Origin of the sequence: Nocardia vinacea NBRC 16497 (genome assembly GCF_000308835.1) — a bacterium.
GTDB classification, from domain to species: domain Bacteria; phylum Actinomycetota; class Actinomycetes; order Mycobacteriales; family Mycobacteriaceae; genus Nocardia; species Nocardia vinacea.
Genome location: NZ_BAGN01000425.1, coordinates 30781 through 56222 on the forward strand (window position 1 = coordinate 30781; position 25442 = coordinate 56222).

General features: G+C 65.7%; 27 protein-coding genes. 13 read left to right on the forward strand and 14 right to left on the reverse strand.

What is annotated here, in order from left to right; translation table 11 throughout:
- Window positions 1–16 precede the first annotated feature (16 nt).
- Window positions 17–1234, forward strand: a complete 1218-nt coding sequence (locus tag ON44_RS44155; protein ID WP_051183375.1) for an acyl-CoA dehydrogenase family protein — start codon at window positions 17–19, stop codon at window positions 1232–1234.
- Window positions 1231–2211, forward strand: coding sequence for an NADPH:quinone oxidoreductase family protein (locus ON44_RS44160; RefSeq protein WP_040701281.1), 981 nt, complete (start codon window positions 1231–1233; stop codon window positions 2209–2211). Before ON44_RS44155 ends, ON44_RS44160 begins: the two co-directional genes overlap by 4 nt.
- Before the next feature lie 50 nt (window positions 2212–2261).
- Here the strand turns inward: ON44_RS44160 and ON44_RS44165 are convergent, their stop codons facing one another.
- From ON44_RS44165 to ON44_RS44185, 5 genes are read right to left on the reverse strand one after another with little or no spacing between them, the layout of a single operon-like run.
- Window positions 2262–3095, reverse strand: coding sequence for an SDR family NAD(P)-dependent oxidoreductase (locus ON44_RS44165; protein ID WP_040701282.1), 834 nt, complete (start codon window positions 3093–3095; stop codon window positions 2262–2264).
- Window positions 3096–3117: 22 nt separating this feature from the next.
- Complete coding sequence (locus ON44_RS44170; protein WP_040701283.1) at window positions 3118–4341, reverse strand: cytochrome P450; 1224 nt, start codon at window positions 4339–4341, stop codon at window positions 3118–3120.
- Window positions 4342–4362: 21 nt separating this feature from the next.
- A complete protein-coding gene (locus ON44_RS44175; protein ID WP_040701284.1) occupies window positions 4363–4557 on the reverse strand; it encodes a ferredoxin in 195 nt (64 codons plus the stop codon).
- A gap of 16 nt (window positions 4558–4573) precedes the next feature.
- A complete protein-coding gene (locus tag ON44_RS44180; protein WP_040701285.1) occupies window positions 4574–5761 on the reverse strand; it encodes an NAD(P)/FAD-dependent oxidoreductase in 1188 nt (395 codons plus the stop codon).
- A gap of 34 nt (window positions 5762–5795) precedes the next feature.
- Complete coding sequence (locus tag ON44_RS44185; RefSeq protein ID WP_040701286.1) at window positions 5796–6008, reverse strand: hypothetical protein; 213 nt, start codon at window positions 6006–6008, stop codon at window positions 5796–5798.
- 161 nt (window positions 6009–6169) lie between these two features.
- On the opposite strand from ON44_RS44185, the gene ON44_RS44190 reads away from it, so the two are divergent.
- Together ON44_RS44190 and ON44_RS44195 are read left to right on the forward strand one after the other, a co-directional pair.
- Window positions 6170–7345: a sensor histidine kinase gene (locus ON44_RS44190; protein ID WP_040701287.1), complete on the forward strand. Its 1176-nt coding sequence runs from the start codon at window positions 6170–6172 to the stop codon at window positions 7343–7345.
- Window positions 7333–7977 carry a LuxR C-terminal-related transcriptional regulator gene (locus tag ON44_RS44195; protein ID WP_040701288.1) on the forward strand — a complete coding sequence of 215 codons (645 nt, stop codon included), beginning with the start codon at window positions 7333–7335 and terminating at the stop codon, window positions 7975–7977. Before ON44_RS44190 ends, ON44_RS44195 begins: the two co-directional genes overlap by 13 nt.
- A 78-nt stretch (window positions 7978–8055) precedes the next feature.
- Here the strand turns inward: ON44_RS44195 and ON44_RS44200 are convergent, their stop codons facing one another.
- From ON44_RS44200 to ON44_RS44220, 5 genes are all read right to left on the reverse strand, one after another.
- Entirely contained in the window at window positions 8056–8244 is a 189-nt protein-coding gene (locus ON44_RS44200; RefSeq protein WP_040701289.1) for a ferredoxin, read from the reverse strand.
- On the reverse strand, window positions 8241–9080 hold the full coding sequence (locus ON44_RS44205; RefSeq protein WP_040701290.1) for an NAD(P)-dependent oxidoreductase: 840 nt from the start codon (window positions 9078–9080) through the stop codon (window positions 8241–8243). The genes ON44_RS44200 and ON44_RS44205 overlap by 4 nt, the downstream gene beginning before the upstream one ends.
- Window positions 9081–9147: 67 nt before the next feature.
- A complete protein-coding gene (locus ON44_RS44210) occupies window positions 9148–9960 on the reverse strand; it encodes a mycofactocin-coupled SDR family oxidoreductase (RefSeq protein WP_040701291.1) in 813 nt (270 codons plus the stop codon).
- Window positions 9961–10018: 58 nt separating this feature from the next.
- Window positions 10019–10228 carry a hypothetical protein gene (locus ON44_RS44215; RefSeq protein ID WP_040701292.1) on the reverse strand — a complete coding sequence of 70 codons (210 nt, stop codon included), beginning with the start codon at window positions 10226–10228 and terminating at the stop codon, window positions 10019–10021.
- Window positions 10229–10259: 31 nt separating this feature from the next.
- Window positions 10260–11408 (reverse strand): amidohydrolase family protein, encoded by a 1149-nt coding sequence (locus ON44_RS44220; protein ID WP_085998739.1) that lies wholly within the window; start codon window positions 11406–11408, stop codon window positions 10260–10262.
- A 359-nt stretch (window positions 11409–11767) separates the two neighbouring features.
- Between ON44_RS44220 and ON44_RS44225 the strand changes: the two genes are divergently transcribed.
- Window positions 11768–12631, forward strand: coding sequence for a mycofactocin-coupled SDR family oxidoreductase (locus tag ON44_RS44225; RefSeq protein ID WP_040701360.1), 864 nt, complete (start codon window positions 11768–11770; stop codon window positions 12629–12631).
- Window positions 12632–12671: 40 nt separating this feature from the next.
- Here the strand turns inward: ON44_RS44225 and ON44_RS44230 are convergent, their stop codons facing one another.
- A complete protein-coding gene (locus tag ON44_RS44230) occupies window positions 12672–13832 on the reverse strand; it encodes an acyl-CoA dehydrogenase family protein (protein ID WP_040701294.1) in 1161 nt (386 codons plus the stop codon).
- 141 nt (window positions 13833–13973) lie between these two features.
- On the opposite strand from ON44_RS44230, the gene ON44_RS44235 reads away from it, so the two are divergent.
- The 4 genes from ON44_RS44235 (at window position 13974) to ON44_RS44250 (ending at window position 19237) form a co-directional block, all read left to right on the forward strand.
- Window positions 13974–15965, forward strand: a complete 1992-nt coding sequence (locus ON44_RS44235) for an alpha-ketoacid dehydrogenase subunit alpha/beta (protein WP_218007776.1) — start codon at window positions 13974–13976, stop codon at window positions 15963–15965.
- A gap of 78 nt (window positions 15966–16043) precedes the next feature.
- Complete coding sequence (locus ON44_RS44240; RefSeq protein WP_040701295.1) at window positions 16044–16703, forward strand: TetR/AcrR family transcriptional regulator; 660 nt, start codon at window positions 16044–16046, stop codon at window positions 16701–16703.
- Between the two features lie 156 nt (window positions 16704–16859).
- Window positions 16860–17612 carry an SDR family NAD(P)-dependent oxidoreductase gene (locus ON44_RS44245; RefSeq protein ID WP_040701296.1) on the forward strand — a complete coding sequence of 251 codons (753 nt, stop codon included), beginning with the start codon at window positions 16860–16862 and terminating at the stop codon, window positions 17610–17612.
- Window positions 17613–17713: 101 nt separating this feature from the next.
- Entirely contained in the window at window positions 17714–19237 is a 1524-nt protein-coding gene (locus ON44_RS44250) for an acyl-CoA synthetase (RefSeq protein ID WP_040701297.1), read from the forward strand.
- Between the two features lie 5 nt (window positions 19238–19242).
- On the opposite strand, the gene ON44_RS44255 is transcribed toward ON44_RS44250, so the two are convergent.
- Window positions 19243–19506, reverse strand: a complete 264-nt coding sequence (locus tag ON44_RS44255; protein WP_040701298.1) for a hypothetical protein — start codon at window positions 19504–19506, stop codon at window positions 19243–19245.
- A 395-nt stretch (window positions 19507–19901) separates the two neighbouring features.
- Between ON44_RS44255 and ON44_RS44260 the strand changes: the two genes are divergently transcribed.
- The 4 genes from ON44_RS44260 to ON44_RS44275 all read left to right on the forward strand — a co-directional run bounded on the left by ON44_RS44260 (window position 19902) and on the right by ON44_RS44275 (window position 23966).
- Window positions 19902–21098 carry an NAD(P)/FAD-dependent oxidoreductase gene (locus ON44_RS44260; RefSeq protein ID WP_040701299.1) on the forward strand — a complete coding sequence of 399 codons (1197 nt, stop codon included), beginning with the start codon at window positions 19902–19904 and terminating at the stop codon, window positions 21096–21098.
- A gap of 47 nt (window positions 21099–21145) precedes the next feature.
- The gene (locus ON44_RS44265; RefSeq protein WP_040701300.1) at window positions 21146–21340 is read left to right on the forward strand and encodes a ferredoxin; all 195 of its coding nucleotides are present in this window, start codon (window positions 21146–21148) and stop codon (window positions 21338–21340) included.
- Window positions 21341–21365: 25 nt separating this feature from the next.
- On the forward strand, window positions 21366–22583 hold the full coding sequence (locus ON44_RS44270) for a cytochrome P450 (RefSeq protein WP_040701363.1): 1218 nt from the start codon (window positions 21366–21368) through the stop codon (window positions 22581–22583).
- Between the two features lie 108 nt (window positions 22584–22691).
- Window positions 22692–23966, forward strand: coding sequence for an amidohydrolase family protein (locus ON44_RS44275; RefSeq protein WP_040701301.1), 1275 nt, complete (start codon window positions 22692–22694; stop codon window positions 23964–23966).
- A gap of 186 nt (window positions 23967–24152) precedes the next feature.
- Here the strand turns inward: ON44_RS44275 and ON44_RS44280 are convergent, their stop codons facing one another.
- Window positions 24153–24890: an SDR family NAD(P)-dependent oxidoreductase gene (locus ON44_RS44280; RefSeq protein WP_040701302.1), complete on the reverse strand. Its 738-nt coding sequence runs from the start codon at window positions 24888–24890 to the stop codon at window positions 24153–24155.
- A gap of 38 nt (window positions 24891–24928) precedes the next feature.
- Window positions 24929–25324: a carboxymuconolactone decarboxylase family protein gene (locus tag ON44_RS44285; RefSeq protein WP_040701365.1), complete on the reverse strand. Its 396-nt coding sequence runs from the start codon at window positions 25322–25324 to the stop codon at window positions 24929–24931.
- Between the last annotated feature and the right edge of the window lie 118 nt (window positions 25325–25442).

Genomic DNA, 25442 nt, shown 5'->3' on the forward strand with positions numbered 1-25442 from the left:
ACCATGGAGGAGCCAGGTGACTCTCACGTTCACCGAGGAGCAGGTCGAGACCGATGAGGAGTTCCGTGCACGCCTGCGGGCGTTCCTGACCGACCATCATCCCGGCCGTCGGCCCAAGGATCCGGCCGCGCGGCCGGCCTGGCAGAAGGCGTGGCTGGCAACGCTTTTCGACGCCGGATACGCCGGTCCGAGCTGGCCGCGGGAATACGGTGGGATGGGCCTGAGCTTCGGCCGTCAGGTGATCTATCAGGAGGAGTACGCGCGGGCCCGGGTCCCGGGTCCGCTGGGGACCGGGCTCGGCATCGCCGCACCGACGATCATCAAATACGGCACGGCCGAGCAGAAGCAGCGCTTCCTGGCTCCGATGTTGCGCGGCGACATGGTTTGGGCGCAGGGCTATTCCGAGCCGGGCGCCGGATCGGATCTGCCCGCGCTGCGCACCTCGGCGCGGCTCGAGGGCGGCGGCCCCGATGATCCCGACGCGGCATATGTGGTCAACGGGCAGAAGGTGTGGAACAGCGCGGCCGATATCGCCGACATCATCTTCACCCTGGTCCGCACCGGTCCGCCGGGCTCGCGGCAGGAGGGGATCAGCTATCTGCTGATCGATGCGCATGCGCCCGGCGTGAGTGTGCGGCCGCTGCGAGACCTGACCGGAGACGCGCATTTCTGCGAGATCTTCTTCAGTGATGTGCGGGTGCCGGTCGCCAACCGGATCGGCACGGAGAACGGCGGGTGGCCGCTGGTGCGCACCAGCCTGGGCCATGAGCGCGCGGCCGGGGCGATGAACCAGGCGGCGATGTATCGCCGGGTACTCGACGAGCTGATCGAGCTGGCGCACGAGCGCGGGGCGACCGCGGACCCCCTGGTGCGTGATCGATTGGCGGACTTCGAGATCCGGGTATCGATCATGCGGCTGACGGGCATGCGCACGATCGCCGACATCATGGCCAAGGGGGAGCCCGGGCCCGCGTCGTCCACATCGCGGTTGTTCATCGTGACCTTCGAACAGGACCTGCACGAATTCGCCGTCGATATGCTCGGCGCCTACGGTGTGCTCGGTCGGCGCGATCCGCACGCCGTGCAGCGTGGCCGCTGGGTGTGGGGCTTTCTGCGCACCCGGGCCTCGACGATCGGTGCGGGAACCGCGGAGATCCAACGCAATACCATCGCCGAACAGGTGCTCGGCCTGCCACGCGATCCGGCGATGCCGTCGGTTGGGCGGACCCGATGAGGGCGGCGCGCTGCACCGAATACGGTGCGCCCGGCGGACTCTCGGTCGTCGAGCTCGACGATCCCCAGCCCGGTCCCGGCGAAGTCTTGATCCGGGTGCATGCCGCCGCGGTCAACTACCCGGATGTGCTGGTCATCGCGAACAAATATCAGGTATCGGCACCGCTGCCTTTCACACCCGGCAGTGAATTCGCCGGTGTCATAACGGCTTTGGGGCCAGGTGTGACGGGTCCGCCGGTGGGTTCGCCGGTGGCCGGAGCCGCGTTCACCGGTGCGTTCGCCGAACAGATCGTGGTGCCCGCCGCGGGTTTGCGCCCGATTCCGGACGGTCTCGATATGGTCCACGCCGCCGCATTCCACGTCACCTACGCCACCGCTTACCACTCGCTGGTCACCATCGGCGAGGGAAAAGCGGGGGAGTGGGCGGTCGTGCTCGGCGCCGCGGGCGGGGTCGGCTCGGCCACGGTCGATGTCGGCACCCGGCTGGGGTTGCATATCGTCGCGGCCGCGTCGAGCGAGGATCGGCTCGTGGTCGCGCGCAAACTCGGTGCCGAGGCCGGAATCGATTATGTCCGTGAGGATCTGAAGAAGCGGTTGCGCGAAGTGACCGGCGGCGAAGGTGTCCATCTGGTGATCGATCCGGTCGGCGGTGACTACTCGGAGGCCGCCCTGCGCGGACTGCGGCGCGGTGGCCGGTTCGTCACGGTCGGTTACGCCGACGGGAAGATTCCCAGCATTCCGCTGAATCTCGTACTGCTCAAAGAAGCGACCGTGCGGGGTTTCGAGATTCGGATGTTGCGGCAGTACGCCAAAGATGCTGTGGCAGAGGGTGATCGCGCGCTCGCCGCGATGGTGCGCGACGGGATGCGTCCACTCGTCTCCCACGTCCATCCACTCACCGATATCGCCACCGCGTTGACCGACGTGGCCGAACGCCGCACCACCGGAAAGATCGTGCTCGATATGACCGCTGGCTGAACTGCATCGCACAGGGGGTGGCACCACCGTGCCACCCCCTGTCGAAGCGGTCACGCCGTGCGGGCGTCGGCGCGGGTTTCCACGATGTCGGCCAGAGCATTCATCGCATGACCCGCGACGATGCCGCCGTCGACCGGCAATACCGTGCCGGTGATATAGCCGGACCGATCACCGGCGAGGAAGACGGTGGCCTCGGCGATATCGGTGGCCGAGCCGTCCCGTCGCAGCGGCCGGATGGTCTTGATGGCCTCGCGCAACTGCTGGGTCATATCCTCGCCGCCGACGAGATGGGCGAGTGTGCTGCCCATGATCGGGGTCGGAATCGCCCCCGGCGCAATGCAATTCACCCTGATTCCATAACCGGCGAGGTCGATGGCGGCGCATTTGGTGAAGTGGATGACTCCGGCCTTCGCCGCGCGATAGGTCGCCTCGCCCGCGCCCGCTCGGATGCCGCCGATGGAGGTGGTATTGATGATCGAGCCGCCGCCGTTGGCGGCCATATGCCGGGCCGCGTGCTGGGTGCCGAGCATGACGCCGAGCAGGTCGACCGCCATCACACGGTGGAATTCGTCGAGCGGATCGTCGAGGAAGTGCGGGTACATAGCAGTCGGAACGCCCGCGTTGTTCAGCATGATGTGCAGTCCGCCGAATTGCGCCACGGTGTCGGCGATCAGCTCTTCGAGCTGCGCGGAATCCGCGACGTCGGTCTGCTTGAACAGCACCTCCGGCCCGTACTCTGCGGCCACGGCGGCACCCTGTTCGGAGTTGATATCGGCGATGACGACGCGGGCGCCCTCTTCGACGAATTTGTCGACGGTCGTGCGCCCGATTCCCGATGCGCCGCCGGTGACGATGGCAACCTTGCCGGTGAGTTCATTTGTCATGGTGATCAATGCCTTTCGTGCGCTACCAGGTGACCGGTAGTGCGTGGACGCCGTGGGCGAAGTGGTCTTCTTTGAATTCGATGTCGTCGAAGGTGGCGGCCAGTCGCAGGGTGGGGATGCGGCGGTAGAGCGTGCCGTAGACGACCTGCAGTTCCACCCGGGCCAACTGCTGCCCGACGCACTGGTGGATGCCGAACCCGAAGGCGTGATGTTGGCGCGCCTGTCGGTGCAGGTCGAGCGATTCGGGTTCGGGGAAGACATCCGGATCCCAATTGGCTACCGGCAGCGGCACGACGATGCCGTCGCCTGCGCGGATGACCTCGCCGCCGACTTCGATGTCTGCCACCGCGATTCGACGCAAACCGTGCTGGGCGATGGACAGATAGCGCAGCATCTCCTCGACGCCGCCCGCGATGACCTTCGGATCGTCGCTGTCGCGGAATACCGCCAGCTGCTCCGGATTCTGCAGCAGCGCCAGGGTGCCGAGGGCGATCATATTCGCGCTGGTGTCGTGTCCGGCGATGAGCAGTACGACGCCCATCTGCGCGGCCTCGTGCACGGTGACCTCCCCGGCCGCGACCCGCTCGGCGAGCTCGGAGATCCAGCCTTCGCCGGGGGAATCCATGCGTGCGGTGATGAGCGCGGCGAGGTATTCCAAAATTTCCGTCGCCGAGCGCGCATTCTCTTCCGGCGTGGCATTGCGGTCGACGGCGACGCCCGCGTGCCGGTGGAAGAACTCCTTGTCTTCATAAGGGACGCCGAGCAATTCGCAGATCATCAGCGACGGCAGGGGCAGCGCGAGCGCGGTGACCAGATCGGTCGGGTTCGGGCCCGCCAACATATCGTCGATCAGATCATCGGTGATCTGCTGGATCGCCGGACGCAGCGCCTCGACCCGTTTGACGGTGAACGGGAAGGTCATCAGCCTGCGGAACCGGCTGTGTTCCGGGGCGTCGGAATTGAAGATGGTCAGCGGGCGATGGTCGACGGTTTCGGCCATGCCCTGGTTCTGATGGGGGAAGCCGGGACGACGCTCGTCGGCGCTGAACCGCGGGTCGGACAGGACCACCCGCTGTTCGGCGTGGCCGGTGACGAACCAGTGTGTGCTCCCGTCCCAGATCCGCACCCGGGACAGCGGTTTCGCGGCCTGCAGTTCGCGCTGCCGCTGTGGCGGCCCGAACGGGCAGCCAGCGGTCCGCGCCATCGGGAATTCGGGCAGGTCCGCGGCAATTATGGACTCGGACATGGGTTTTCCTTTCGCGGACGGCTATTCCTGGATGGTGATGACGAGTGCCGGGCAGACCGCGGCGGCCTCCCGGACGTCGGCGGCCTGGTCATCGGGCGGGTTCGCGTCGAGCAGGATGACGATCCCGTCCTCGTCGCGCTGGTCGAAGACATCGGGGGCGACGGCTACGCACTGCCCGCAGGCGACGCACTTGTCTTCGTCGATGGTGACTTTCATGGGATGCTCCTCGCTGTCAGTGCCGACTGGTCGCGACCGACCGGGCGTCGATGATTTCCTGCCTGCGCAGGCGGGTCTGTTTGGGCATGTTCCAGCCGACGACGCCGGTGACTCGGCCGTCGAGGGTGTAGCGGGCGACGAATCTGCGCGCGTCGGTGGAACCGTCCACGATCTGCACGTCCGCTCCGGTCGGGAGGGTGCCGTGGACCTGGATCTTGGTGTCGAACTGATCGGTCCAGAAGTAGGGGACCGGGGTGTAGCGCTGTTCGGCGCCGAGCAGATTGGCGGCGACCACGGCGGCCTGTTCGGTGGCGTTGGTGCGGTTCTCCATCCGGACCAAGCCGCCCACGTGGTCGTCATGCCAGCGGGCGACATCACCTGCGGCGTAAACGCCTTGGGCCGCACGGCAATAGGAGTCGCACACCACGCCGTTGTCCAGCGTCAGTCCGCTGTCGGTCAGCCAATCGGTCGCCGGGACCGCGCCGACCGCGACCACCACGACATCGGCGGGCAGTTCCTCGCCGGTGTCCAGCCGTACGCCACCGACCCGGGCGCCGTCGTGGATGAACCCGCTGACTCCGGTGCCGAGCCGCAACCGCACCCCGCGTTCGGTGTGCAGATCGCCGAGCAGGGGCGCGATCACCGGGCCGAGTTGTCCGGCCATCGGCGCCAACAGTGGGCCGACCACGGTGACGTCCAGGCCCATAGTCCTTGCGGTGGCGGCGATTTCGGAGCCGAGCACACCTTCGCCGACCACCACGAGCCGAGTGGCGCGCAGCAGGTCCACGCGCAGGGCGACTGCGTCTTCGAGGGTGCGCAGCACGTGTACACCGGCCAGGGCGTCCGCGCCGGGCAGGGTGCGGGCACGCACTCCGGTGGCGATCACGACGGCGTCGGCCTGTACGGACAGTCCGGATTCGGCGTGCACGATGTGGTTCACCGGGTCGAGGGCGACCGCGGTCTCGCCGAGGACCAGGTCCATCGGCATCGCGGCCAGATGAGTGGTGGGGCGCAGTTGCGCCTTCTCGGGTTCCCAGGCGCCGGCCAGAATCTGCTTGGACAGCGGCGGCCGGTCGTAGGGGAGTTCGGGTTCGGCGCCGAGGATGGTGATGCTGCCCTGATATCCGTTGCGCAGCAAGGCTTCCGCCGTGGACAGGCCGGCCGCCGAGGCGCCGACTACCAGTACGCTCTCGGGAACATGCATGGCTGACTCTCTTTCGTAGGTCTCGTGGTTCGGATCAGACGAGCTGCAGGCGCCTGCGCAGCAGGGCGGCGCCCGCACCCAGCGAGACCAGACCCATGCCGACGCTGGTGAATATCTGCTGGACACCTTCGAGGCCGAGGCTGTCGGCTACCGGTTCGAAGCCGACCGCCAGCGCGATGGCGAGGTTGAACAGGAACAGGAACCAGAGGGTGGGCTTCGCGGAAAGCAGCGTCTGTACGGACTTCATGGCGATTCCTTCGAGATCGGTTAACGTCTGGCGTCAACGATTCCGGCTGCCGCTCGCCGCAACGAGGGAGTGCGGTCCCGAAGTCGGGGTGTACCTGGCTACACCTCTCGGCGGTACCGCGCTACACCGTCAGCGGGCATCGCGTCGCATAGCCTGGTCACATGCGGAAAACGGTGCGATATGCGGCGCGGGCAACCGCGCAGCTGGCCAACGCCGCGGCGCTGGCCTTCGGCTCGTACCTGTTCATCTCGATGCTGTTGCTGACGTTGGCCGGTGCGCTGTCGCTGATCGGTATCGGGATGGTGCCGGTGACGGTACAGCTGGTGCGCCAGTTCGCGGGCAGTAAGCGGCGCCAGGTGGCGGCTTGGACGGGCCGCACCGTCCCCGAGGTGTATTCGCCGATCGGCGGCCCGCTACGGCAGAGCCTGCGCGCGGTCGTGCACGACCCGACGACGCTCGCCGACCTGCGCTGGATGCTGGCCTACTACTTCTACGGCGCCCTGGCCTATCTGGCGATACCGCTGTGGCTGATCGGCTTGCCCGTCGACGGGGTGTGGTGCGGTCTGCTCGGCCGAAAAGCGTTGGTACTCCCGCTGATCGGTCGACTGGCCGATCTGGACGCCAACTGGTCGCGGTCGCTGTTGCGACCCCCGCCCAAGGCATGGCTCGCGGCCCGGGTCGACGAGCTGACGCAGACCCGGTCCAGTGCGGTCGCCGCACACGGCGCCGAACTGCGCCGGATCGAACGCGATCTGCACGACGGCACGCAGGCGCGGTTGGTATCGCTGTCCATGCGGATCGGTCTGGCGAAACGCGCGATGGACCGCGATCCCGCGAACGCGCGCAAGCTGCTCGACGAGGCGCAGCAACTGACCGAGGAAGCGCTGACCGAACTGCGTCACATCGTGCGGGTGATCCACCCGCCGATCCTCACCGACCGCGGCCTCGCCGGAGCCATCCTGGCACTCGCGACCGACAGCGGTCTCGACGTCACAGTGGACGTGGACGAGGTGTCGCAGGGGCCGCGCGCCCCGGCGGCGGTGGAGGCGGCGGCATATTTCGTCGTCGCGGAGGCATTGACCAATGTGGCCAAACACAGCGGATCCGAACGGGCCGCGGTCCGAATAATGCGGATACACAACGGTTTACGCGTATCGGTGCGTGACGAGGGCCGGGGCGGAGTCGAGGATATGTTGCGGGGCAACGGTTCCCACGCGGCGGGGTCCGGTGTGCTCGGAATGCAGCGTCGGGTCGCCGCGCTCGACGGAACCTTTACTGTGACAAGCCCTGTCGGGGGCCCTACCGAAATCGAGGTGGAATTGCCGTGCGCGTGGTGATGGCCGAGGACAATGCCCTGCTACGGGAAGGGCTCGTCCTGTTGCTGACCTCGGCCGGACACGAGGTCGTGGCCGTGGCGGGCAGTGGGCCGGAGATTCTGCCCGCATTGCTCACCCACCGCCCGGATATCGCCGTACTCGATGTCCGGCTGCCACCGGCCTTCCGGGACGAGGGGCTGCGGGCCGCGCTGGCCGCGCGCAAGGAACTGCCCGGATTGCCGGTGCTCGTGCTCTCGCAGTACGTCGAGGAGTCCTATGCCGCCGAATTGCTCGGCGGCGGGGCCAGCGGGGTCGGCTATCTGCTCAAGGATCGGGTGGGGCGCGTCGACGAATTCCTGGAGGCACTGGACCGGGTCGCGGCCGGCGGTACCGCACTCGATCCGGAGGTGGTGAGCCAACTGCTCACCCGCCGCCGGAATTCGCCCCTGGACTCGCTGACTCCGCGCGAGCGCGAGGTGCTGGAATTGATGGCGGCCGGGCACGACAACGCGACCATCGCCGAAACACTCGTCGTCACCGAACGTGCGGTGAGCAAGCACATCGGCAATGTCTTCCAGAAGCTCGGCCTGCCGACGACAGATAGCGGACATCGCCGGGTGCTGGCGGTACTCGCGTACCTCAACAACGCCTAGGGGCCGACAGTCGAGCACGAGCGCCCCGTCCAGAGACCTGCGGCAGGTTCTCGACGGGGCGCTGAGATGGGAACGGTGTCATTCGATGGTGATGGCGCGCTCCGGACAGGCCATCTCGCCCTCGCGTGCGGCATCCTCGAGATCCGCGGGCACCTCACCTGCGAAAGGCAGGGCGTAACCGTCGTCATCGAGTTCGAACAACTCCGGTGCCGCGGCCGCGCACCGAGCGTGTCCGGAACACAGCGAACTGTCGATCGTGATCTTCATCGAACAACTCCGTTCTCGAGAGTAGAGATTTCGCCGAGATTCATCGGCCCGGCGTAGGCGATGGCCAGTAGTTCCGAGAGGTCGACGCCCATTTCAGCCGCGATCTGCCGGCAGGCCACCAGATCCTTGCGCAGGAAAGGGCTGACGGTTTCGGCATACTGATCAGGACTGCCGACGGCGGCGATATGACGCCCCGCATTGCTGCCACCGGCGCTGACCGCGAGGGCTTCGAGCAAGGCGCTGTCCTCGATACCCACCGATCGACCGGCCGCGAGACCACGCAATGTCACCTGCGAGATCGTCGCGAACAGCAGATTGTTGAGCAGCTTCACCAGCATCGCCGTACCGCGCGGGCCCGTCGTGATGACAGGCTCGGCATAGGCGCGCACCACCTGACGTGCCGTCGCCACATGTTCGGGCTCGCCGCCGAGGTAGACCACGAGCCGTCCGGCACGCGCCGAATCCGCTGTGCCGCTGAACGGTCCGTCCACGATCGCGGCCTTGCCGGTAGGTGCGAACTCGTCGAGGCGACTCAGCGTGGTCGGCGTCCCAGTGGTGTGCGATATCAGAATCGCGTCCGCGCGCATGGCTGCCACGACTTCGGGCAGTACCTCGAGCACCTGGGCATCGCTGAACAGACAGCTGACGACGACGTCGGCGTCCGCGATATCACGAACCCGGTCGACGAGTTCGGCTCCGGCTCCGGCGAGCCGGTCGCCGACCTCCGCGCGCCGGGTATACAGGCGGACCCGGTGACCAGCCGTGAGCAAGTGCTGCGCCATCGGTTCACCGATACGGCCCGCCCCCAGGAATCCGATCGTCGGGAGCGCGCTCATAACCGCGTCTCGCTGCCGCTCGGCTCCGTCATGACAACGAACGTGGCTGTGTCTATTGTTCGCTCGCTCACGGCTTCGTGGTCGACCCCGCGTCGACGGTGAACTGAAGTCCCGTCACGTACCGCGCTTCGTCGGAAGCGAGGAACAGCACGGCATTCGAGATATCCCGCGGCTCGACGTGCGTGTGCAGCGTATTCATCGCGGCCAGCGCGAACAGCGGCTCGCGTTCCTTCAGCTCCTCCATCGGCACGCCCACCGTGATGCCGGTGTCGCTGACGCCGGTGGGATGCACGGTGTTCACCCGGATCCGGTGCTTGGCGAGTTCATTGGACAGCGCCTTCATCAGGCCGACCACACCGTGCTTGCTCGCCACGTAATGTGCGTAGGGCACATGGCCCCGGATACCCGCGGCCGAGCTTGTGATGATGATCGATCCGCCCGCATCGGCGGCGATCATGCCGGGCACCGCGGCACGCACGGTATTCCACACGCCTTTGAGGTTGACGTCCATGGTGACGTCCCACTCCTCCTCGGACAATTCCCAGGCGCGACCGGCACTCATCACTCCGGCATTGGCGACAATCGTGTCGAGGTGACCGAATTCGTCCGTCGCCGCGTCGACCGCGGCGCGCATATCGCTGAGCGAGCGCACATCGGCCTGGAGGGTGACGCACCGGCCGCCGACCGCCTCGACCAGTTTCGCGGTCTCCTCCAGCTGTTCCTTCGTCGCCAGCGGATAGGGCAGCGCCTGGCTGATCTCCTGGCAGACATCGGTGATCACGACGGCGGCCCCCTCTTCCGCCAGCCGCACCGCATGCGAGCGACCCTGGCCGCGCCCAGCTCCGGTGATGAGTGCGACTTTGCCCTCTACACGCCCCATACCAACCTCAGTTCCTTTGTTGTGCAATGCTTTCCGCGTACCTGACCGACCTGGCCGGTCAGGAGCCGAGCAGGTCGGCGGCGGCCTCGCGCAGCGCGCGCAGCCGGGATTCGAGCAGCTCACGCTCGGCGGCGTCGGCCGCACCGAGTTCGGGCAGCCGCGCCTCCACCTCGCCGATCTCCTCCTGCAGGCGGCCGTAGGCCTCCTCGCGGGTCAGCAGGTCCAGTTCCGTCCAGTCGGAGCGTTCCGACTCGGGCTTGCGACTCATGCTGTTCCTATTGTTCGTTCGCTGCGCTCGCTCATGCCGGAAGGTTATAGAGCCGACGGGTGTTCAGTTCGACCATCTGGTGCACTTCGTCGTCCGGTACGTCGGCGAGCACTTCGGCCGCGTAGGCACGGCTCTTGGGCCAGTACGAGTCGGAGTGCGGGTAGTCGCATTCCCAGGTGATGCGCTCGACGCCGATGTGGTGGCGCACCTCGATGCCGAACCGGTCGTCGATGAAGCAGCCGTGGAAATGCTTCTTGAACAGGTCCGACGGCCGCACATCCTGATTGATGTTCTGGTAGAAGCGGTGCCGCTCCCACGTTCCGTCCATCCGCTCCAACATGTACGGCATCCAGCCGATGCCGCCTTCGGACAAACCGACCTTCAGCTTGGGGTGCCGGTGGAACACCGGCGAGAACAACAGGTCGGCGGTGGCGAACATGGAGTTGCAGCCGAACAGTGAGATGGTCACCGCGAACGGGGCCTCCTCGGAGGTCTTCGGCGGTTTGCCCGAGGTGCCGAAGTGCAGGCACAGCGGCATATCGGTCTCCTCGAGCGCGGAGAACATCGGATCCCAGTGATCGCTGTAGAACGACGGCAATCCCAATGGCGCCGGATTCTCCGGGAAAGAGATCGCCTTCGAGCCCTTGGCGGCCACTCGGTGGATCTCCGCGACGCACGCCTGCACGTCCCACAGCGGCAGAATGCTCAGCGGGATGAGGCGGTCGGCCGGACCGGCCGTGCACCACTCGTCGAGCACGAAGTCGTTCCACGCCCGTACACACAGCAGCGCGAGTTCCTTGTCCTGGCCCTCGAGGAATACCGTGCCCGCGAAGCGCGGGAACGACGGGAAGCACAGCGCGCCCCAGACCCCGTCGAGGTCCATATCGCGCAGCCGGGCCTTCGGGTCGTAGCAGCCCGGAATCATTTCGTCGTAGCGGGTCGGCTCGGTGCCGAACTCCTCGGGCTTCTTACCCGCGACGGCATTCAGGCCGATGTACGGATAGACGCGACCCTCATAGGTCCACACCTCCGCGGGTGCGGCGCTGCCCTCCCGAGCCTGCTCCACGATCCGCGGACCGGCCTCCCGGTACTTCGCGGGCAACCGGTCCACCCACAGCCGCGGGGGCTCGATCAGGTGGTCATCGGTCGACAGCAGCTTCATCCATGGCTGCAATGGCATCGTTGTGCTCCCTCGTCCAGATCGCGGCGCGCCGGGGGAACCGCCTCCCGCAGGGGGCCTGCTCCGCCCTCGCACACGCAGTGCAGAGCCGAAAGCCAGCTGTGTGCTGGCCCACAAACTCTATATCACTCAGTTTATTGTGTACACCTGATTACTTCTCACTCAGCGGAAACTGTGCCTTTGTCAACTAATCAGTCGATATTCAGTCTACCCATTTCCGGCTGAACTCACTATGCTCATGGCACCAGCTCGCCGGGAACGTGCGGCCGCGCCGTGTCCACGGCAGCGCCGGAGTAGATCCGCGCCCGCATTCGAGGAGTCCCGCCGCGCTGCGAGAGCCGATGGAAGGAAAACCCACGATGGGTCGAGTACAGGACAAAGTCGTCTTCATTACCGGAGCCGCCCGCGGCCAGGGGCGCGCACACGCGCTGCGGTTGGCGGAAGAGGGCGCCGACATCATCGCCGTGGATCTGTGCGAGAACATCGCCACCAACGGCTACGCATTGGCGAGTCAGGACGATCTCGATGAAACCGCCCGCCTGGTGGACAAGCTCGGGCGACGCATCGTCGCCCGCAAGGCCGACGTGCGCGACCCCGCCGCGCTGAAGGCGGCGGTGGCCGAGGGCGTGGCCAAGTTCGGTCGGCTCGACGGCGTGGTCGCACAAGCCGGGATCGCCCCGTTGGGGCCGCAGGACAGTGCGCTCGCCTTCATCGATGCCATCACCGTCGACTTCAACGGCGTGGTCCATGCCGTCGAGGCCGCCCTGCCGCATCTGCAGGCCGGTGCCTCGATCGTCGCGACCGGATCGATCGCGGCACTGATTCCCGCGAGCGTCGACAACCCGGCCAACGGTCCCGGGGGTCTCGGTTACTCCTTCGCCAAGCGCACCGTCGCCGCCTTCATCCACGATCTCGCGACTGTGCTCGCATCCCGGCGGATCAGGGCGAATGCGGTGCACCCGACGAACGTCAATACCGACATGCTCAACAACGAGCTGATGTACCGCTCGTTCCGGCCCGATCTGGAGAATCCGACGCGCGAGGACGCCTTGGTTTCCTTCCCCGCGACCACCGGCATGGGTAACCCCTACGTCGAGCCGGAGGATATCGCCGACGCGGTGCTCTTTCTGATTTCCGAGGAATCCCGCTGGGTCACCGGCATGCAGATGCGCGTCGACGCGGGTGGTTACGTCAAGAAGCGCCCCCAATTGCCGACTTTCTGACCGGGTGGGTGGGCAGTGGTCGGCTGCCCACCCACTGCTTTCAGGCGCGCGCCGAGCGCGCCACATACCGCGCGATCACATTGCGCTGAATCTCGTTGGTGCCCTCGCCGATTTCGAGGATCTTGGCATCGGCATAGAAGCGCGAAATCTTCGACTCGCGCATATAGCCGTACCCGCCGTGGATCTGGACGCTGGCGCTGGCCGCACGATTGGCCACCTCGGAGGCGTACAACTTGGCCATGGCCGCCGCCTGGCCGAACGGCCTGCCCTGGTCGGCGAGCCACGCGGCGCGATAGACGAGGGCGCGGGCCGCTTCGACTTCGGTGGCCATATCGGCGAGCTTGTGCTGTACCGCCTGGAACGCCGAGAGCGTCTTGCCGAACTGTTCGCGCTGGGACGCGTGGGTGGCCGCGAGATCGAGCGCCTCTTGGGCCAGTGACAGTGCCAATGCGGCAACGCTGATGCGGCCGCCGTCGAGTACATCGAGGAACTGTCGCAGCCCGTTGCCCTCGTCGCCGATCAGGTTCTCGCCCGGAATCCAGCAATCGTCGAAGATCAACTCTCGCGAATCCATCGCATGCCAGCCGAGCTTCTTCATCGGATGCCCGGCGGTGTAGCCCGGTGTGCCGGTCGGCACGAAAAACGTTCCGTACCTTCTGGTTCCGTCATCGTCGGTACCGGTCACCGCGAGGATCGTGACACCGAGGCTGATCTCGGTGCCCGCATTGGTGATGAACATTTTGGTGCCGTTGATGAGCCATCCGTCACCGTCACGCTTTGCGGTGGTCCGGATTCCGGCCGCATCCGAGCCCGCGGTCGGTTCCGTCAATCCGAAGGCGCCGATATGGGTCCCGCTCGCGAGCGGCGTCAGCCATTTCGCCTTCTGTTCCGCGGTGCCGAAGGTGGCCAGGGGGAGTGAGGCGATGGTGGAGTGGGCGTTCCAGCAAGCGGCCAGTGACTGATCCGCCGCGCCGATCATTTCCATGGCGGCCACGTAGGAGACGAACCCGGCGTCGGTGCCGCCGTACTCCGGTGCGACGAGCAGCCCGGTGAGGTCCAACTCACCCATTTTCAAGAAGACCTCGGACGGGAATCGTTCCTGCTCCGACCAGGACTCGGCGTGTGGCTCGATCTCCCGCTCGGCGAAGTCACGGCACAGCTTCTGTAACTCGATCGCCTCGGCGGGCAGGTCTAGATCCATAACGAGTCCGTCCTGTCATCTGGTCGCCAACAGCGACTCTTGTTTTTTCGAACACTCGGTATAATATTGACTATCGGTGCCGCGCGTCAACAGTCGCACCGGGTGCGAGGCCGTCGAGCGATCGGTGAGAAATCCATGACAATGACTGAATCCAACTTGCGGACAACGGACTCGGGGAGTGCGGCGACGCTGACCGAGATGTACCGGAGAATGCTGACGATTCGGCGGTTCGAAGAGCACGCCGCCCGGCTTTACCGCGACAGCCGGATACCCGGATTCCTGCACCTTTCCATCGGGCAGGAGGCATCCGCGGTCGGTGCCTGCTGGCCACTGGACGACCGGGATGTGGTGACCTCGACCCATCGCGGGCACGGGCACTGCATCGCCAAGGGCCTCGATGTCGACGGCATGTTCGCCGAGTTGATGGGCAAGGGGACCGGAACCTGTAAGGGCCGCGGCGGGTCCATGCACATCGCGGATCCGCGCAAGGGGATCTTCGGTGCGAACGGCATTGTGGGCGCGGGCCTCCCGATCGCGGTCGGCGCCGGTACCGCCGCCCAGCTGCGCCGGGGCGGCGGCGTGGTCGTCGCCTTCTTCGGCGACGGCGCCATCGCACAGGGCGTGTTCCATGAATCGGTCAATCTGGCCGCGGTGTGGGATCTGCCCGTCATCTTCTTCTGCGAGAACAACGGCTACTCCGAATTCTCCGCGGCGGCCGACCAGCACCGGGCGACCCTGCGCGAGCGCTCGGCGGGCTACGGCGTCGAATACCACGGGGTGGACGGCAACGATGTCGTGCAGGTCGCGGCGCTACAGCGCGAGCTGGTCGCTCGGCTGCGCGCCGGCGCGGGCCCGATGATCGTCGAGGCCACCACCTACCGCTGGCATGGGCACTACGAGGGCGATCCCGAAAGCTACCGGGACGCCGAAGAACTCGCCGAATGGAAGAAGCGCGATCCGCTGATCCTGCTCGCCGACACCATGCGCGGGCGCGGCCTGGCCGAGCAACTGGCTGTCGTCGAGCGCGAGGTCGATGCCGTGATCGAGCACGCGATCGAGCAGGCCACCGCCGCACCGTATCCCGCTGCCGAAACGGTCGGCGATTTCGTCACCACGCCACGTGCCGAAATACCGGAACCGGTGACCCCGACCGGCGGAACGCTGAAGATCATGCATGCGATCACCAATGCACTGACCCGCGAGCTCGAAGAAGATCCGACCGTCTTCCTGGCGGGTATCGATGTCGGAAAAGGTGGCAATGTCTACGGTTTGACTCGCGGTCTGGCCGACCGATTCCCGGGCCGTGTCCGCGACACCCCGATTTCCGAAAGCGCGATCATGGGGACCGCGGTGGGCGCGGCGATGGCGGGCTACCGCCCGGTCGTCGAACTGATGTACTTCGACTTCATCGGCGTCTGCCTGGATCAATTGATGAACCAGGCGGCCAAATTGCGCTTCATGACCGGCGGCGCGGTGACCATGCCCTTGGTCGTGCGCACCCAGTTCGGCGCGGGCAAATCCTCCGGCAGTCAGCATTCCCAGAGCCTGGAGGGTCTGCTCGCCCATATCCCCGGGTTGACGGTGGTGATGCCGTCGACTCCGGCCGACACCTATGGCTTGCTGCGGGCCGCGATCCAGGATCCCAATCCGGTGATCTTCATCGAGAACCGGCTGCTGTACGGCAAGAAGGGGCCCGAGCCGTCGGCGGATCACCTCGTGCCGCTCGGCAAGGCGATCGTGCGACGTCCGGGTGTGGATGCGACCGTGGTGTCGTACTCGAAGATGATGTACGACTGCCTTGCCGTCGCCGATCGCCTGTCCGCCGAGGGCATCGAGGTCGAGGTCATCGACCTGCGGACCATCAGTCCGCTGGACTTCGATACCGTCCTGACCTCGCTGCGCAAGACGAATCGTCTGGTGGTCGTGCACCAGGCCGTCGGCGAATTCGGTGTCGGCGCCGAACTGGCCGCCCGCGCCGTCCGCGAGGGATTCTGGTACCTGGACGCGCCGGTGATCCGGGTGACCGCCGGAGCGACACCCGCGCCGTACACTCCGGCGCTGGAGCAGATCTGGCTGCCCGACGAGGCGCGCATCGAGGCCGCGATTCGCGAATCCCTGGACGCCCACCCATGACAGACACCGATCCGGAAGTTTCTACCGACCGTTCACTCCGCGTATACTCACTTCGCATGCGACCGCGGGAGGGATGAGATGGCTCGACCACCAGGACACGGACCTGCCTACGAGGTCAAGCGGCAGGAAATCATCGATACGGCCGCGGCGCTATTCGCGAAAAAGGGCTATGCGGCGACCGGGATCATCGAGATCGGTGACACGGTCGGCTTGGCCAAGGGCGCGCTGTACTACTACATCGGCTCCAAGGAAAATCTGCTCGTCGAAATCCAGGGGCGGGTTCTCGACCCGTTGTTGGTCGTCGCCGCGCGTATCCAGGAGTTGGATGCGCCGCCACTGGTCAAACTTCGGTTGTTGTCCGAGGAATTGCTGAACGTCATCTTCGAGCGCCTGGACCATATCTGGGTGTACGAACACGACTATCGCCAACTGACCGGCGAGAATCTGTCCCGCATGCTCGAGAAGCGCAAAGAAGTCGAGCATGTCGTGCGGTCGCTGCTGGTCGACGCGATGGACGACGGAACGCTGCGCAAGGCCGATCCGACCCTGGCCATGCTGCAGTTTCTCAATATGCACAACCGCACCTATCAGTGGCTGGATCCGGATAAGCGATGGGATGCGAAATTCCTGTCGAAGTCCTACTGCCACACGCTCTTCAATGGCTTCGCCGACGGCAAATGCGATCTCGAGGGGCTGGAGGCGCAGGTCGAGGCGCAGACAGCGGCGAGTACCACCTAGCACCTGATCGACCCGAACGCCGCGTTCGACAACCACGTGTTGTCCGACGCGGCGTTCGGCGTTTCCGGGCCGGCGCGAGACCTTGACAGATTTGCGGTTTTGGTTTTGTATACCGAGTGTTCTAATTAATTCACTGTCCCGACATGGGAGGCCGACATGGGTTCGAGGCTCGAAGGCAAGACCGCGGTGGTGACCGGCGCGGGTGGCGCGCTCGGCTCGGCGGTCGCGCTGCGCTGCGCCGAGGAGGGGGTTCGTGATCTCGTCCTCGCCGACCTGCGTGTCGATGCCATGGAATCGCTGGCAGATACCTTGCGCGACAAGGGAATTGCCGTGGCTACCGAACGGCTGGACGTCGCCGACGGCGACGAATTCGACGCGCTCATCGGGTCCGCCGTCGAGCGCAGCGGCACTGTCGATGTGCTGGTGAATACCGCAGGCATCGTGTCGCCGAACGCCCGCATCCATCATTTGTCCACCGAGGACTGGCAGCGCACGATGTCGGTCAACTTGACCGGCACGTTCCACGGCATCCGCGCCGTCGCCCGCGCATTGCGCAAGAAGGCGAATGTCTCCATAGTCAATATCGCCTCCGTCAGCGGGCTGACCGCCTGGGCGTATGCCGCGCCCTACTGTGCGTCGAAGGCCGGGGTGATCCACCTGACTCGGGTTGCCGCACTCGAATATGCCAAGGAGGGAATTCGGGTCAACGCCGTATGTCCCGGCACCTTTCCGACGGCCGTGCACGACGGCCTGCCCGCCGAGGCGATGAATGCGATCGAGGCCAAGCATCCGCTCGGATTCGGCGCGCCCGCCGATATCACCGGCGCGGTCGTCTATCTCGCCAGCGATGAATCCCGTTGGGTCACCGGGCATTCCCTGGTCGTCGACGGTGGCTACTCATTGCCGTGATATGGCGGAACCGTCGTCGATGGTTGTCTGCCGCGCCACAATTGATTAGTCTGACCGGTACAGAAAACTTTCAGCTTCCACTTCACAGCGAAGGTCCGTGAATGTACAACTTCGCCGCCGTGTTCGACCGGAACGCGCAACAATACGCAGCCGAAATCGCACTGTCCGAAGGCGATCGGGCCCTGACCTACGCCGAGCTGCGCACCCGAGTGCATGCGCTGGCCCTCACGCTGCGTGAACTGGGCGTCGATGCGGGCGATATCGTCGCCGTGCTGTTGTACAACCGGGTCGAATTCGTGGAAACCATGCTCGCGGCCAATCACATCGGCGCCGCGATCATGCCGCTCAACTATCGGTTGTCCCCGGCGGAATGGCAGTACATTCTCGAGCATTCGAACGTCGGCGCCATCGTGACGGAGTCCGAGTTCACGACCGGCATCGATGCACTGGCCTCATCCTTGCCGCAGTTGCGACACCGCGTGACGCTGGATGCCGCGCCGGATCCGTCGTGGCTGGAATACGACGCGCTGGTCGGACCGAATATCGGCCGGACGACCGAAGTCGTCGATGTGGAACCCGATGCGCTGCAACGACTTATGTACACCTCGGGCACGACCTCGCGCCCGAAGGGTGTGATGATCTCGCATCAGAATCTGACCTGGAAGAACCTCGCGCACATCCTCGAGTTCTCGCTGACCGCCGCGGACAACACCCTGGTGTGCGGTCCTCTCTACCACGTGGGCGGAATGGACCTGCCGGGTCTGGCCACCTTCCACGCCGGTGGCCGACTGAGCCTGATCCGCCGTTTCGACGCCGTCGCGGTGCTGGACGCGATCGAACAGCTGCGCCCGACCAATGTCTGGCTGGCGCCGTCGATGATGAACGGCCTGCTGCAACTGCCCGATATCGCCGATCGCGACACCTCATCGATCCGCTTCATCACCGGCGGTGGCGAGAAGATGCCCATCCCGCTGCTCGACCGGATCGCCGATGCGTTCCCGGGTGTCTGGTTCGCCGACGCGTACGGCCTCACCGAAACCGTCTCCGGCGATACCGTCAACGACGCCGAGCACATGCGAACGAAGGTCGGCTCCGTCGGGCGGCCGGTGGCCGATGTCGAGGTCGCCATTGTCGACGAGCGCGATACCCGGGTTCCGGCCGGACAACTCGGCGAGATCGTCATCCGCGGGCCCAAGGTGACCTCCGGCTACTGGCGGGACGAGGCCGCCACCCGCTCGGCCCTGCGCAACGGGTGGTTCCACACCGGAGATATCGGCCGCCTCGACGAAGACGGCTATCTCTACATCGAGGACCGCAAGAAGGACATGATCGTCTCGGGCGGGGAGAATATCGCCACCCCGGAGGTCGAGCGGGTGCTGTATGAAAACCCCGACATAGTCGAGGCGGCGGTCGTCGGCATGCCCCATCCGCGCTGGGGCGAGGTGCCGAAGGCATTCGTCGTGCTGCGTGCGGGCAGCCACTTCGACGCCGAGGCGCTGAAGGATTTCTGTCGCACCCGCTTGGCCAAATACAAAGTGCCCGCGGAGATCGAATGCATCGACACCTTGCCGAGAACCCCTTCCGGAAAGGTGCTCAAGCGCGTATTGCGCGACGGTCCTGCCTGAGTCGTTCACACGGCTGTCGCGATATCCCCGTCCACTTGCCCGGTGTCACCGATATGCCGCAGATGCCACCGGATGTAGCGGAGCAGGGTCATATCGTCGAATTCGAAATGCAGCGCTCGGTCGTACGTGGTCTGCCGGAACAGCTCGGCCCCCGACAGATAGGATCCATAGAAGCCCAGCCTGCTGTCGAAGGCCGAATCCAGTTCACCCAGTTGATCTTTCGTGGTGACGTACTCGGGTCGGGGCAGGCCGAGTTCGTCGAAGAGCAACCCGCGCCGCCCACGAATCCTGTTGCGCCGGTGACAGAATAGCCGGACACCGTCATCTCCTCACGTCGCGTGCCGCCCCGTCATCGCGCACACCGAACAGCATCTGGCAACGTCACCGCCGAGGACGTCTGTGCCGCGTTGAATATCTCCGAGCGCACCCTGCGCAGACGATTCCGCAGTGCCACCGGCATGACCTGGCGGGATTTCCTGGTTCAGCCAGGCTGATCCGAGCCATGGTCGCATTGGCGCAGCCGGGTGTGAACATCCTTATTGGTGTAGCCGGGTCCAGCTGCCAACCTTGATTGTACCGACCGATAGGTCTAACATTCGATTGTCGCCGGGCACGAGGCAGTCGAACGGGAGTCGTAGATGAGGTTTGTTCGCGAGGCAGTCGCATGACCGCGCCGGAACGGGTGCTGGTGGTCGGCGCGTCGGCGGCCGGACTGTCGACGGTGGAATCGCTGCGCCGCAAGGGCTTTCAAGGCCCGATAACGGTGCTCGGCGATGAGCCGCATGCGCCTTACGATCGGCCGCCGCTGTCCAAGCAGGTGCTTGCGGGCGCGTGGGAGCCGGATCGAGCCGCGCTGCGCAAGCAGGAGATGCTGGCGGCGTTGGATGCCGAATTCGTACTCGGGGCCGCGGCCACGGGGTTGGATCCGAGAACCCGAACCGTACGCACTGCTGCCGGACGCGAATTGCGGGCGGACGCGGTCGTACTCGCTACGGGGGTGCGGGCGCGGACATTGCCCGGACAGGATGACCTGATCGGTGTGCACGTATTGCGCACCCTCGACGACGCACTGGCGCTACGTGCGGACCTACTGATCAGCTCGCGGTTGGTCGTCGTCGGTGAGGGCGTCCTCGGTGCCGAAATCGCCGCCACCGCACGCACGCTCGGGCTGGACGTGACGATGACCGGTCCGCAGCCGGCCCCCATGGCATTGCAGGTCGGCCCGATGGTGTCGAAACTGTTGGCGGACTTGCACACCGAGTGCGGTGTGCGGCTGCGACTGGGTACCGGTGTCGTCGGCCTGGATGGTGCGGACGGTCGGGTTACCGGAGTGCGACTCGGCACCGGGGAGGTACTGCCCGCCGATGTGGTGGTCGTCGCGATCGGCGCGGTCCCAGCGACCGACTGGCTGAAAGACAGTGGGCTGCAGCTCGATAACGGTGTGGTCTGCGATTCCCGCTGCCGCGCTGCCGAGGGAATATACGCTGTCGGCGATCTGGCCCGGTGGCATCACGAGCAGTTCGGCGGGCTGATCCGTCTGGAGAACCGGACCAATGCCACCGAGCAGGCCGCGGCCGTCGCCGCTGTGATCATGGGGGAGGACCACCCCTATGTGCCGGTGCCCTACTTCTGGACCGATCAATTCGACGTGAAGATCCAGGTGCACGGCAGGCTTCCCATCGGCGCCGAAGTCGACATCGTCGACGGTGACCCGGCGGCCGGACGGTTCGTCGCGCGGTACCGCGACGCGGGTGTCGTCACCGGAGTCCTCGGCTGGAATATGCCCAAGCAGACTCGCCTGCGCCGACAGGAGATCGTCGATGCGCTCCCGAGTCTCGCGGCAACCAGCCCTCGCCCCTGATCGCCTTCAGCCCCAGCTCAATTCACCGAAAGACCAGGAGAGACCCCATGAAGGTTGTCATCGACGAAGACAAGTGCGTCGCGGCCGGACAATGCGTTGCCGCCGCCGTCGAGGTGTTCGACCAGCGTGACGAGGACGGCATCGTGGTGCTGCTGAACGAACACCCATCGGCCGAACAGGCCGAGGACGTCCGTCAGGCGGCGGCCGTCTGTCCCGCGATGGCGATCTCCATCGAGGAATGAAATGTCGACCCAAGGAGAGCCGATCATGACCGAGACCGTGGATATCCCCGAGTACCCGACGCCGCGAGATGCCAAGTGCCCGTTCCTGCCTCCGCCGGAATTGCGTGAGCTGCACACCGCCGGTCTCCCGCTCTCGCGGGTGCGTACCTGGGACGGTCGAACCCCGTGGCTCATCGCCTCACACGCCGCCCAGCGTCAGGTCATGGCCGACCCGCGGGTCAGCGCCAACGACCATCTGCCCGGATTTCCGTATATGACTCCGGCCATCGCCGAGACAATCCACGATCGGCCGAAGACGCTCTTCGACACCGATGGCCCCGAGCATGCGCGATTGCGCCGGATGCTGACGAACTCGTTTACGCGCGGACGGATGGAGAAGGTTCGCCCGGCGATCCAGCGGGTCACCGATGACCTCATCGACAAGATGCTGGCGGGCCCGAATCCGACCGATCTGGTGGAGGCGCTCTCGCTGCCGCTGCCGTCGCTGATGATCTGCGAACTCCTCGGCGTGCCGTACGAGGATCACGACTTCTTCGAGGAACACGCCAAGATCACCAACGGTCGGGAGGTGACTCCGGAGGAGAACAATGCCTCGAATGCGGCCCTGGGCGCCTACCTGGGCAAGCTGATCGTGGCCAAGATGGAAAACCCCGAAGAGGACGTTGTCTCGGACCTCGCGGCGCGGGTCAAGGCGGGCGAGCTGGATATGCCCGGCGCCACCATCATGAGCATGATCATGCTCATCGCCGGTCACGAGACCAGCGCGAATATGATCACGCTCGCGACCGCGCTGCTGCTGGAGAATCCGGACCAGCTGGCACTGCTGCGCGAAACCGAGGATAAGAAGGTCATCGCGGGCGCGGTCGAGGAACTGCTGCGCTATCTGACCATCCCGCATCTGCTTCAGCGGCGCATCGCCACCGAAGATATCGAGGTCGAAGGACAGACGATCCGCGCGGGGGAGGGCATCATCAGTTCGTTGCCCGCGGCCAACTTCGACCCGGTGGCCTTCCCCGAGCCCGAGAAGCTGGATCTCCTGCGCGAGGCGCGCCACCATCATGCGTTCGGCTGGGGTCCACACCAGTGCATCGGCCAGCAGCTCGCGCGCATCGAACTCGAGGTCGTATTCGGCACCCTCTACCGTCGCATCCCGACGCTGCGGCTGGGAGTCGACTTCGACCAGTTGCGGTTCAAGGGTGATTCGCTCGCCTACGGCATCTACGAACTGCCCGTTGCCTGGTAGCGATTAGTACCCTCATTTTCAAGACTGGACCGACCGGTACAAGTAACCTTGGGTGCGGATCCCTGAACCGATTGCCACCAGCGCATCGAGGGACGAGAGAGGTACCGCATGTTCAAGGAGTTCGTCGCCTCCGGTGACTCGCACATCATCGAACCGGTCGACCTGTTCAAAACCCGGCTGCCCGTACATCTTCGGGAACGGGCGCTCTGGGAAGAGGAATTCACGCTCGACGAGCCGATCGTGCCGGGTGGACACACCGAGTTCAAGAAACTGCACACGATCGGCTTCGACGGCTGGACTATTTCGAAGTACCGGCAGTCCGCCGGACCGACTCCGGATGGCGAGCCGGAGCACATCCTGCGGGATATGAATATCGATGGCGTCGACGCCGCCGTCATGTTCCCGAATCTGTCGCTGTTCGTGTTGTTCACCGATGACCACGAATTGTCGATGGCGCATGCGCGCGTCTACAACGATTACATTGTCGAGCGCTACCTCCGGTACAAGGACCGGATGCGCCCGACCGCTGCCATCCCCGTCACCGATGTCCCGGACGCGGTCGCCGAGATCGAGCGCTGCGCCCGCGCCGGACTCGGGGCCATCCTGCTGCCGGAATTGCCGCCGGTGCCGTACTGGTCACGGCATTACGACCCGATCTGGGCGGCCGCGCAGGCGAACGGAATGCCGGTGTTCTTCCATGTCGCCACCGGCGGAGTTTCGGTCAAGGAAGAAACCTCGGAGACGGCGATCACCGTCAAGGGTCTGATGATGGCCGTCAATATGGGCAAGGGCCAGCTCACCGACGATATGGTGGCGGGCCGGACCATGGGCGGCGGCAACACCGCCTCCGCGATCCCGCAGGGCATCATCGCCGACCTGGTCGGCGGCGGGGTCTGTGAACGCTTTCCGAATCTGCACTTCAACCTGGTCGAGTACAGCGCGGGCTGGCTGGTTTCGTACCTGGGCATGATGGACCGGTCGTGGCGGACGGGCACCGGCCAGGACCCGGACTGGTGGCTCGGCTTCTGGGACGACACTCGCTCGCCGAAGGATCAGCCGACCATGGGACGGCTGTTCAATATCAATGCGAAGTGGCCGTGGCCGCTGAAGCCGAGTGAGTATGTGCAGCGCCAGATCCACGTCCAGTTCGCCGATGACCCGACCGCGGTCAAGGCCCGGCACATCACCGGATTGACGACCATCATGTGGGGCAACGACTACCCGCATGCGGAGGGAACTTTCCGCGGCAGCGCCGAATGCATTGCCGAGAATTTCGAAGGGGTTCCCGACGAGGATCGCGCGGCCATCCTGGGCGGCACCCTCGCCGACATCGTCGGTTTCGACAAGTCCAAGAAGCTCGCGGAGGTCCCGGAGGGCGTCTGACCCGCGCTCGCGTGCCCGGAGCGCAGCCGCTGCGGGCACGTCGCGTTGTCAGCCGGATTCGCCTCCAGATCCACATCATCGGGGACCACCACCGGCGCCGTTGCCGGGGAGCGGGACTGTCGAGCACTCCGACCTGGAGGCGAATTCATCCGGCCGCGAACCCGGCTTCATCAGCGGATCGGGTTGTCAGAACAGGTAGCGTCCGCCGTTCACGCTGAGCGTCTGTCCCGTGACGTAACCGGCTTCGTCGGAGGCGAGATAGGCGACCGCATGGCCGATGTCCTCCGGCTGTCCGGCCCGTTTCATTGGCATATGCGCCGCCGCCGCTTCCACGTCGATGGTCTGGCGGGTCAACGGAGTGTCGATGAAACCGGGCGGAACGTGGTTGACGGTGATTCCCTGTTCGATGAACTCGACCGCCAACGCCTTCGTCAGGCCGATCACGCCGCCCTTGGAGGCCGCGTAGTGGGCCATCCCCGGGGCTCCGGTCTGCGCGGAGGACGAGGAGATATTGATGATCCGGCCCCATCCGGCCGCGAGCATGTCCGGGACCAGCGCCTTCGTTACCAGGAAGGGGCCCTTGAGATTGATCCCGATCATGCGGTCCCAGGAATCCTCGGCCAAGCTCACGAACGGCTCGTACGAGGTGATTCCGGCATTGTTGACCAGCACGGTGACCGGTCCGAGCTCGGCACGGGTGCGGGCCGCCGACGCGGCGACGGCACCGGCGTCGGCCGCATCGCCCGCGATCGCGATCGCCGTGCCGCCCGCCTCGCGGATCGCGGCGACGGTCTTCTCGGAGTTCTCCAGATTCAGATCCCAGATCGCGACGGCGGCGCCCTTGGCCGCGAGTACGGTCGCGATGGACTGGCCGATCCCGCTACCGCCGCCGGTGACGACGGCGATCTTGCCTGCGAGTGACATATTCGTTCCTTTGCGTCGAAATCGGTTGCCGGGCTGGGTTATTCGCCTGGTGCCGATTCACCCAGCGCGGCCCGGGCGGCGGTGCGTGCCGCGGTCGCGCGCGGGAATCCGGCATAACCGCTGGCGTGGTAGATGACCTCGGCGATCTCGTCCTTGGTCAGTCCGTTGGTCAAGCCGATTCGGACGTGGTGGCCGAACTCGGTCTCGGACCCGAGCGCGATCAGGATGCCGAGCGTGACCAGGCTGCGATCGCGTGGGGTGAGTCCCTCCCGCCCCCACAGCTGGGCCCACACACTGACCAGGCCGATCTCGACGAGATCTTCACCGAGCTGACCGTCGCGCAGGTCGATATCGCCCTCGGGAAAGACGCCGGGCAGGGCCGCGCGCATCGCCGCGAGACCCTCGGTGCGCAAGTCGGTGTCCTTGGTTGTCATCAGCGACTCCCATCGCATTCCGTTGTGCTGCTGGTTGCCGGCAATCTTAGAACAATCGGTCGGTACAATCAATGAGTAGGCGGCGTCTCTGCGAGCGAAATGTTCGGACGGGGGCGCT

Excerpts from the sequence above, each read along its gene's own strand:
- ON44_RS44160 (WP_040701281.1), top strand. The coding sequence starts at position 1,231 with ATGAGGGCGGCGCGCTGCACCGAATACGGTGCGCCCGGCGGACTCTCG.
- ON44_RS44165 (WP_040701282.1), bottom strand. The coding sequence starts at position 3,095 with ATGACAAATGAACTCACCGGCAAGGTTGCCATCGTCACCGGCGGCGCA.
- ON44_RS44170 (WP_040701283.1), bottom strand. The coding sequence starts at position 4,341 with ATGTCCGAGTCCATAATTGCCGCGGACCTGCCCGAATTCCCGATGGCG.
- ON44_RS44175 (WP_040701284.1), bottom strand. The coding sequence starts at position 4,557 with ATGAAAGTCACCATCGACGAAGACAAGTGCGTCGCCTGCGGGCAGTGC.
- ON44_RS44180 (WP_040701285.1), bottom strand. The coding sequence starts at position 5,761 with ATGCATGTTCCCGAGAGCGTACTGGTAGTCGGCGCCTCGGCGGCCGGC.
- ON44_RS44185 (WP_040701286.1), bottom strand. The coding sequence starts at position 6,008 with ATGAAGTCCGTACAGACGCTGCTTTCCGCGAAGCCCACCCTCTGGTTC.
- ON44_RS44190 (WP_040701287.1), top strand. The coding sequence starts at position 6,170 with ATGCGGAAAACGGTGCGATATGCGGCGCGGGCAACCGCGCAGCTGGCC.
- ON44_RS44200 (WP_040701289.1), bottom strand. The coding sequence starts at position 8,244 with ATGAAGATCACGATCGACAGTTCGCTGTGTTCCGGACACGCTCGGTGC.
- ON44_RS44205 (WP_040701290.1), bottom strand. The coding sequence starts at position 9,080 with ATGAGCGCGCTCCCGACGATCGGATTCCTGGGGGCGGGCCGTATCGGT.
- ON44_RS44210 (WP_040701291.1), bottom strand. The coding sequence starts at position 9,960 with ATGGGGCGTGTAGAGGGCAAAGTCGCACTCATCACCGGAGCTGGGCGC.
- ON44_RS44215 (WP_040701292.1), bottom strand. The coding sequence starts at position 10,228 with ATGAGTCGCAAGCCCGAGTCGGAACGCTCCGACTGGACGGAACTGGAC.
- ON44_RS44220 (WP_085998739.1), bottom strand. The coding sequence starts at position 11,408 with ATGCCATTGCAGCCATGGATGAAGCTGCTGTCGACCGATGACCACCTG.
- ON44_RS44225 (WP_040701360.1), top strand. The coding sequence starts at position 11,768 with ATGGGTCGAGTACAGGACAAAGTCGTCTTCATTACCGGAGCCGCCCGC.
- ON44_RS44230 (WP_040701294.1), bottom strand. The coding sequence starts at position 13,832 with ATGGATCTAGACCTGCCCGCCGAGGCGATCGAGTTACAGAAGCTGTGC.
- ON44_RS44235 (WP_218007776.1), top strand. The coding sequence starts at position 13,974 with ATGACTGAATCCAACTTGCGGACAACGGACTCGGGGAGTGCGGCGACG.
- ON44_RS44240 (WP_040701295.1), top strand. The coding sequence starts at position 16,044 with ATGGCTCGACCACCAGGACACGGACCTGCCTACGAGGTCAAGCGGCAG.
- ON44_RS44245 (WP_040701296.1), top strand. The coding sequence starts at position 16,860 with ATGGGTTCGAGGCTCGAAGGCAAGACCGCGGTGGTGACCGGCGCGGGT.
- ON44_RS44250 (WP_040701297.1), top strand. The coding sequence starts at position 17,714 with ATGTACAACTTCGCCGCCGTGTTCGACCGGAACGCGCAACAATACGCA.
- ON44_RS44260 (WP_040701299.1), top strand. The coding sequence starts at position 19,902 with ATGACCGCGCCGGAACGGGTGCTGGTGGTCGGCGCGTCGGCGGCCGGA.
- ON44_RS44265 (WP_040701300.1), top strand. The coding sequence starts at position 21,146 with ATGAAGGTTGTCATCGACGAAGACAAGTGCGTCGCGGCCGGACAATGC.
- ON44_RS44270 (WP_040701363.1), top strand. The coding sequence starts at position 21,366 with ATGACCGAGACCGTGGATATCCCCGAGTACCCGACGCCGCGAGATGCC.
- ON44_RS44275 (WP_040701301.1), top strand. The coding sequence starts at position 22,692 with ATGTTCAAGGAGTTCGTCGCCTCCGGTGACTCGCACATCATCGAACCG.
- ON44_RS44280 (WP_040701302.1), bottom strand. The coding sequence starts at position 24,890 with ATGTCACTCGCAGGCAAGATCGCCGTCGTCACCGGCGGCGGTAGCGGG.
- ON44_RS44285 (WP_040701365.1), bottom strand. The coding sequence starts at position 25,324 with ATGACAACCAAGGACACCGACTTGCGCACCGAGGGTCTCGCGGCGATG.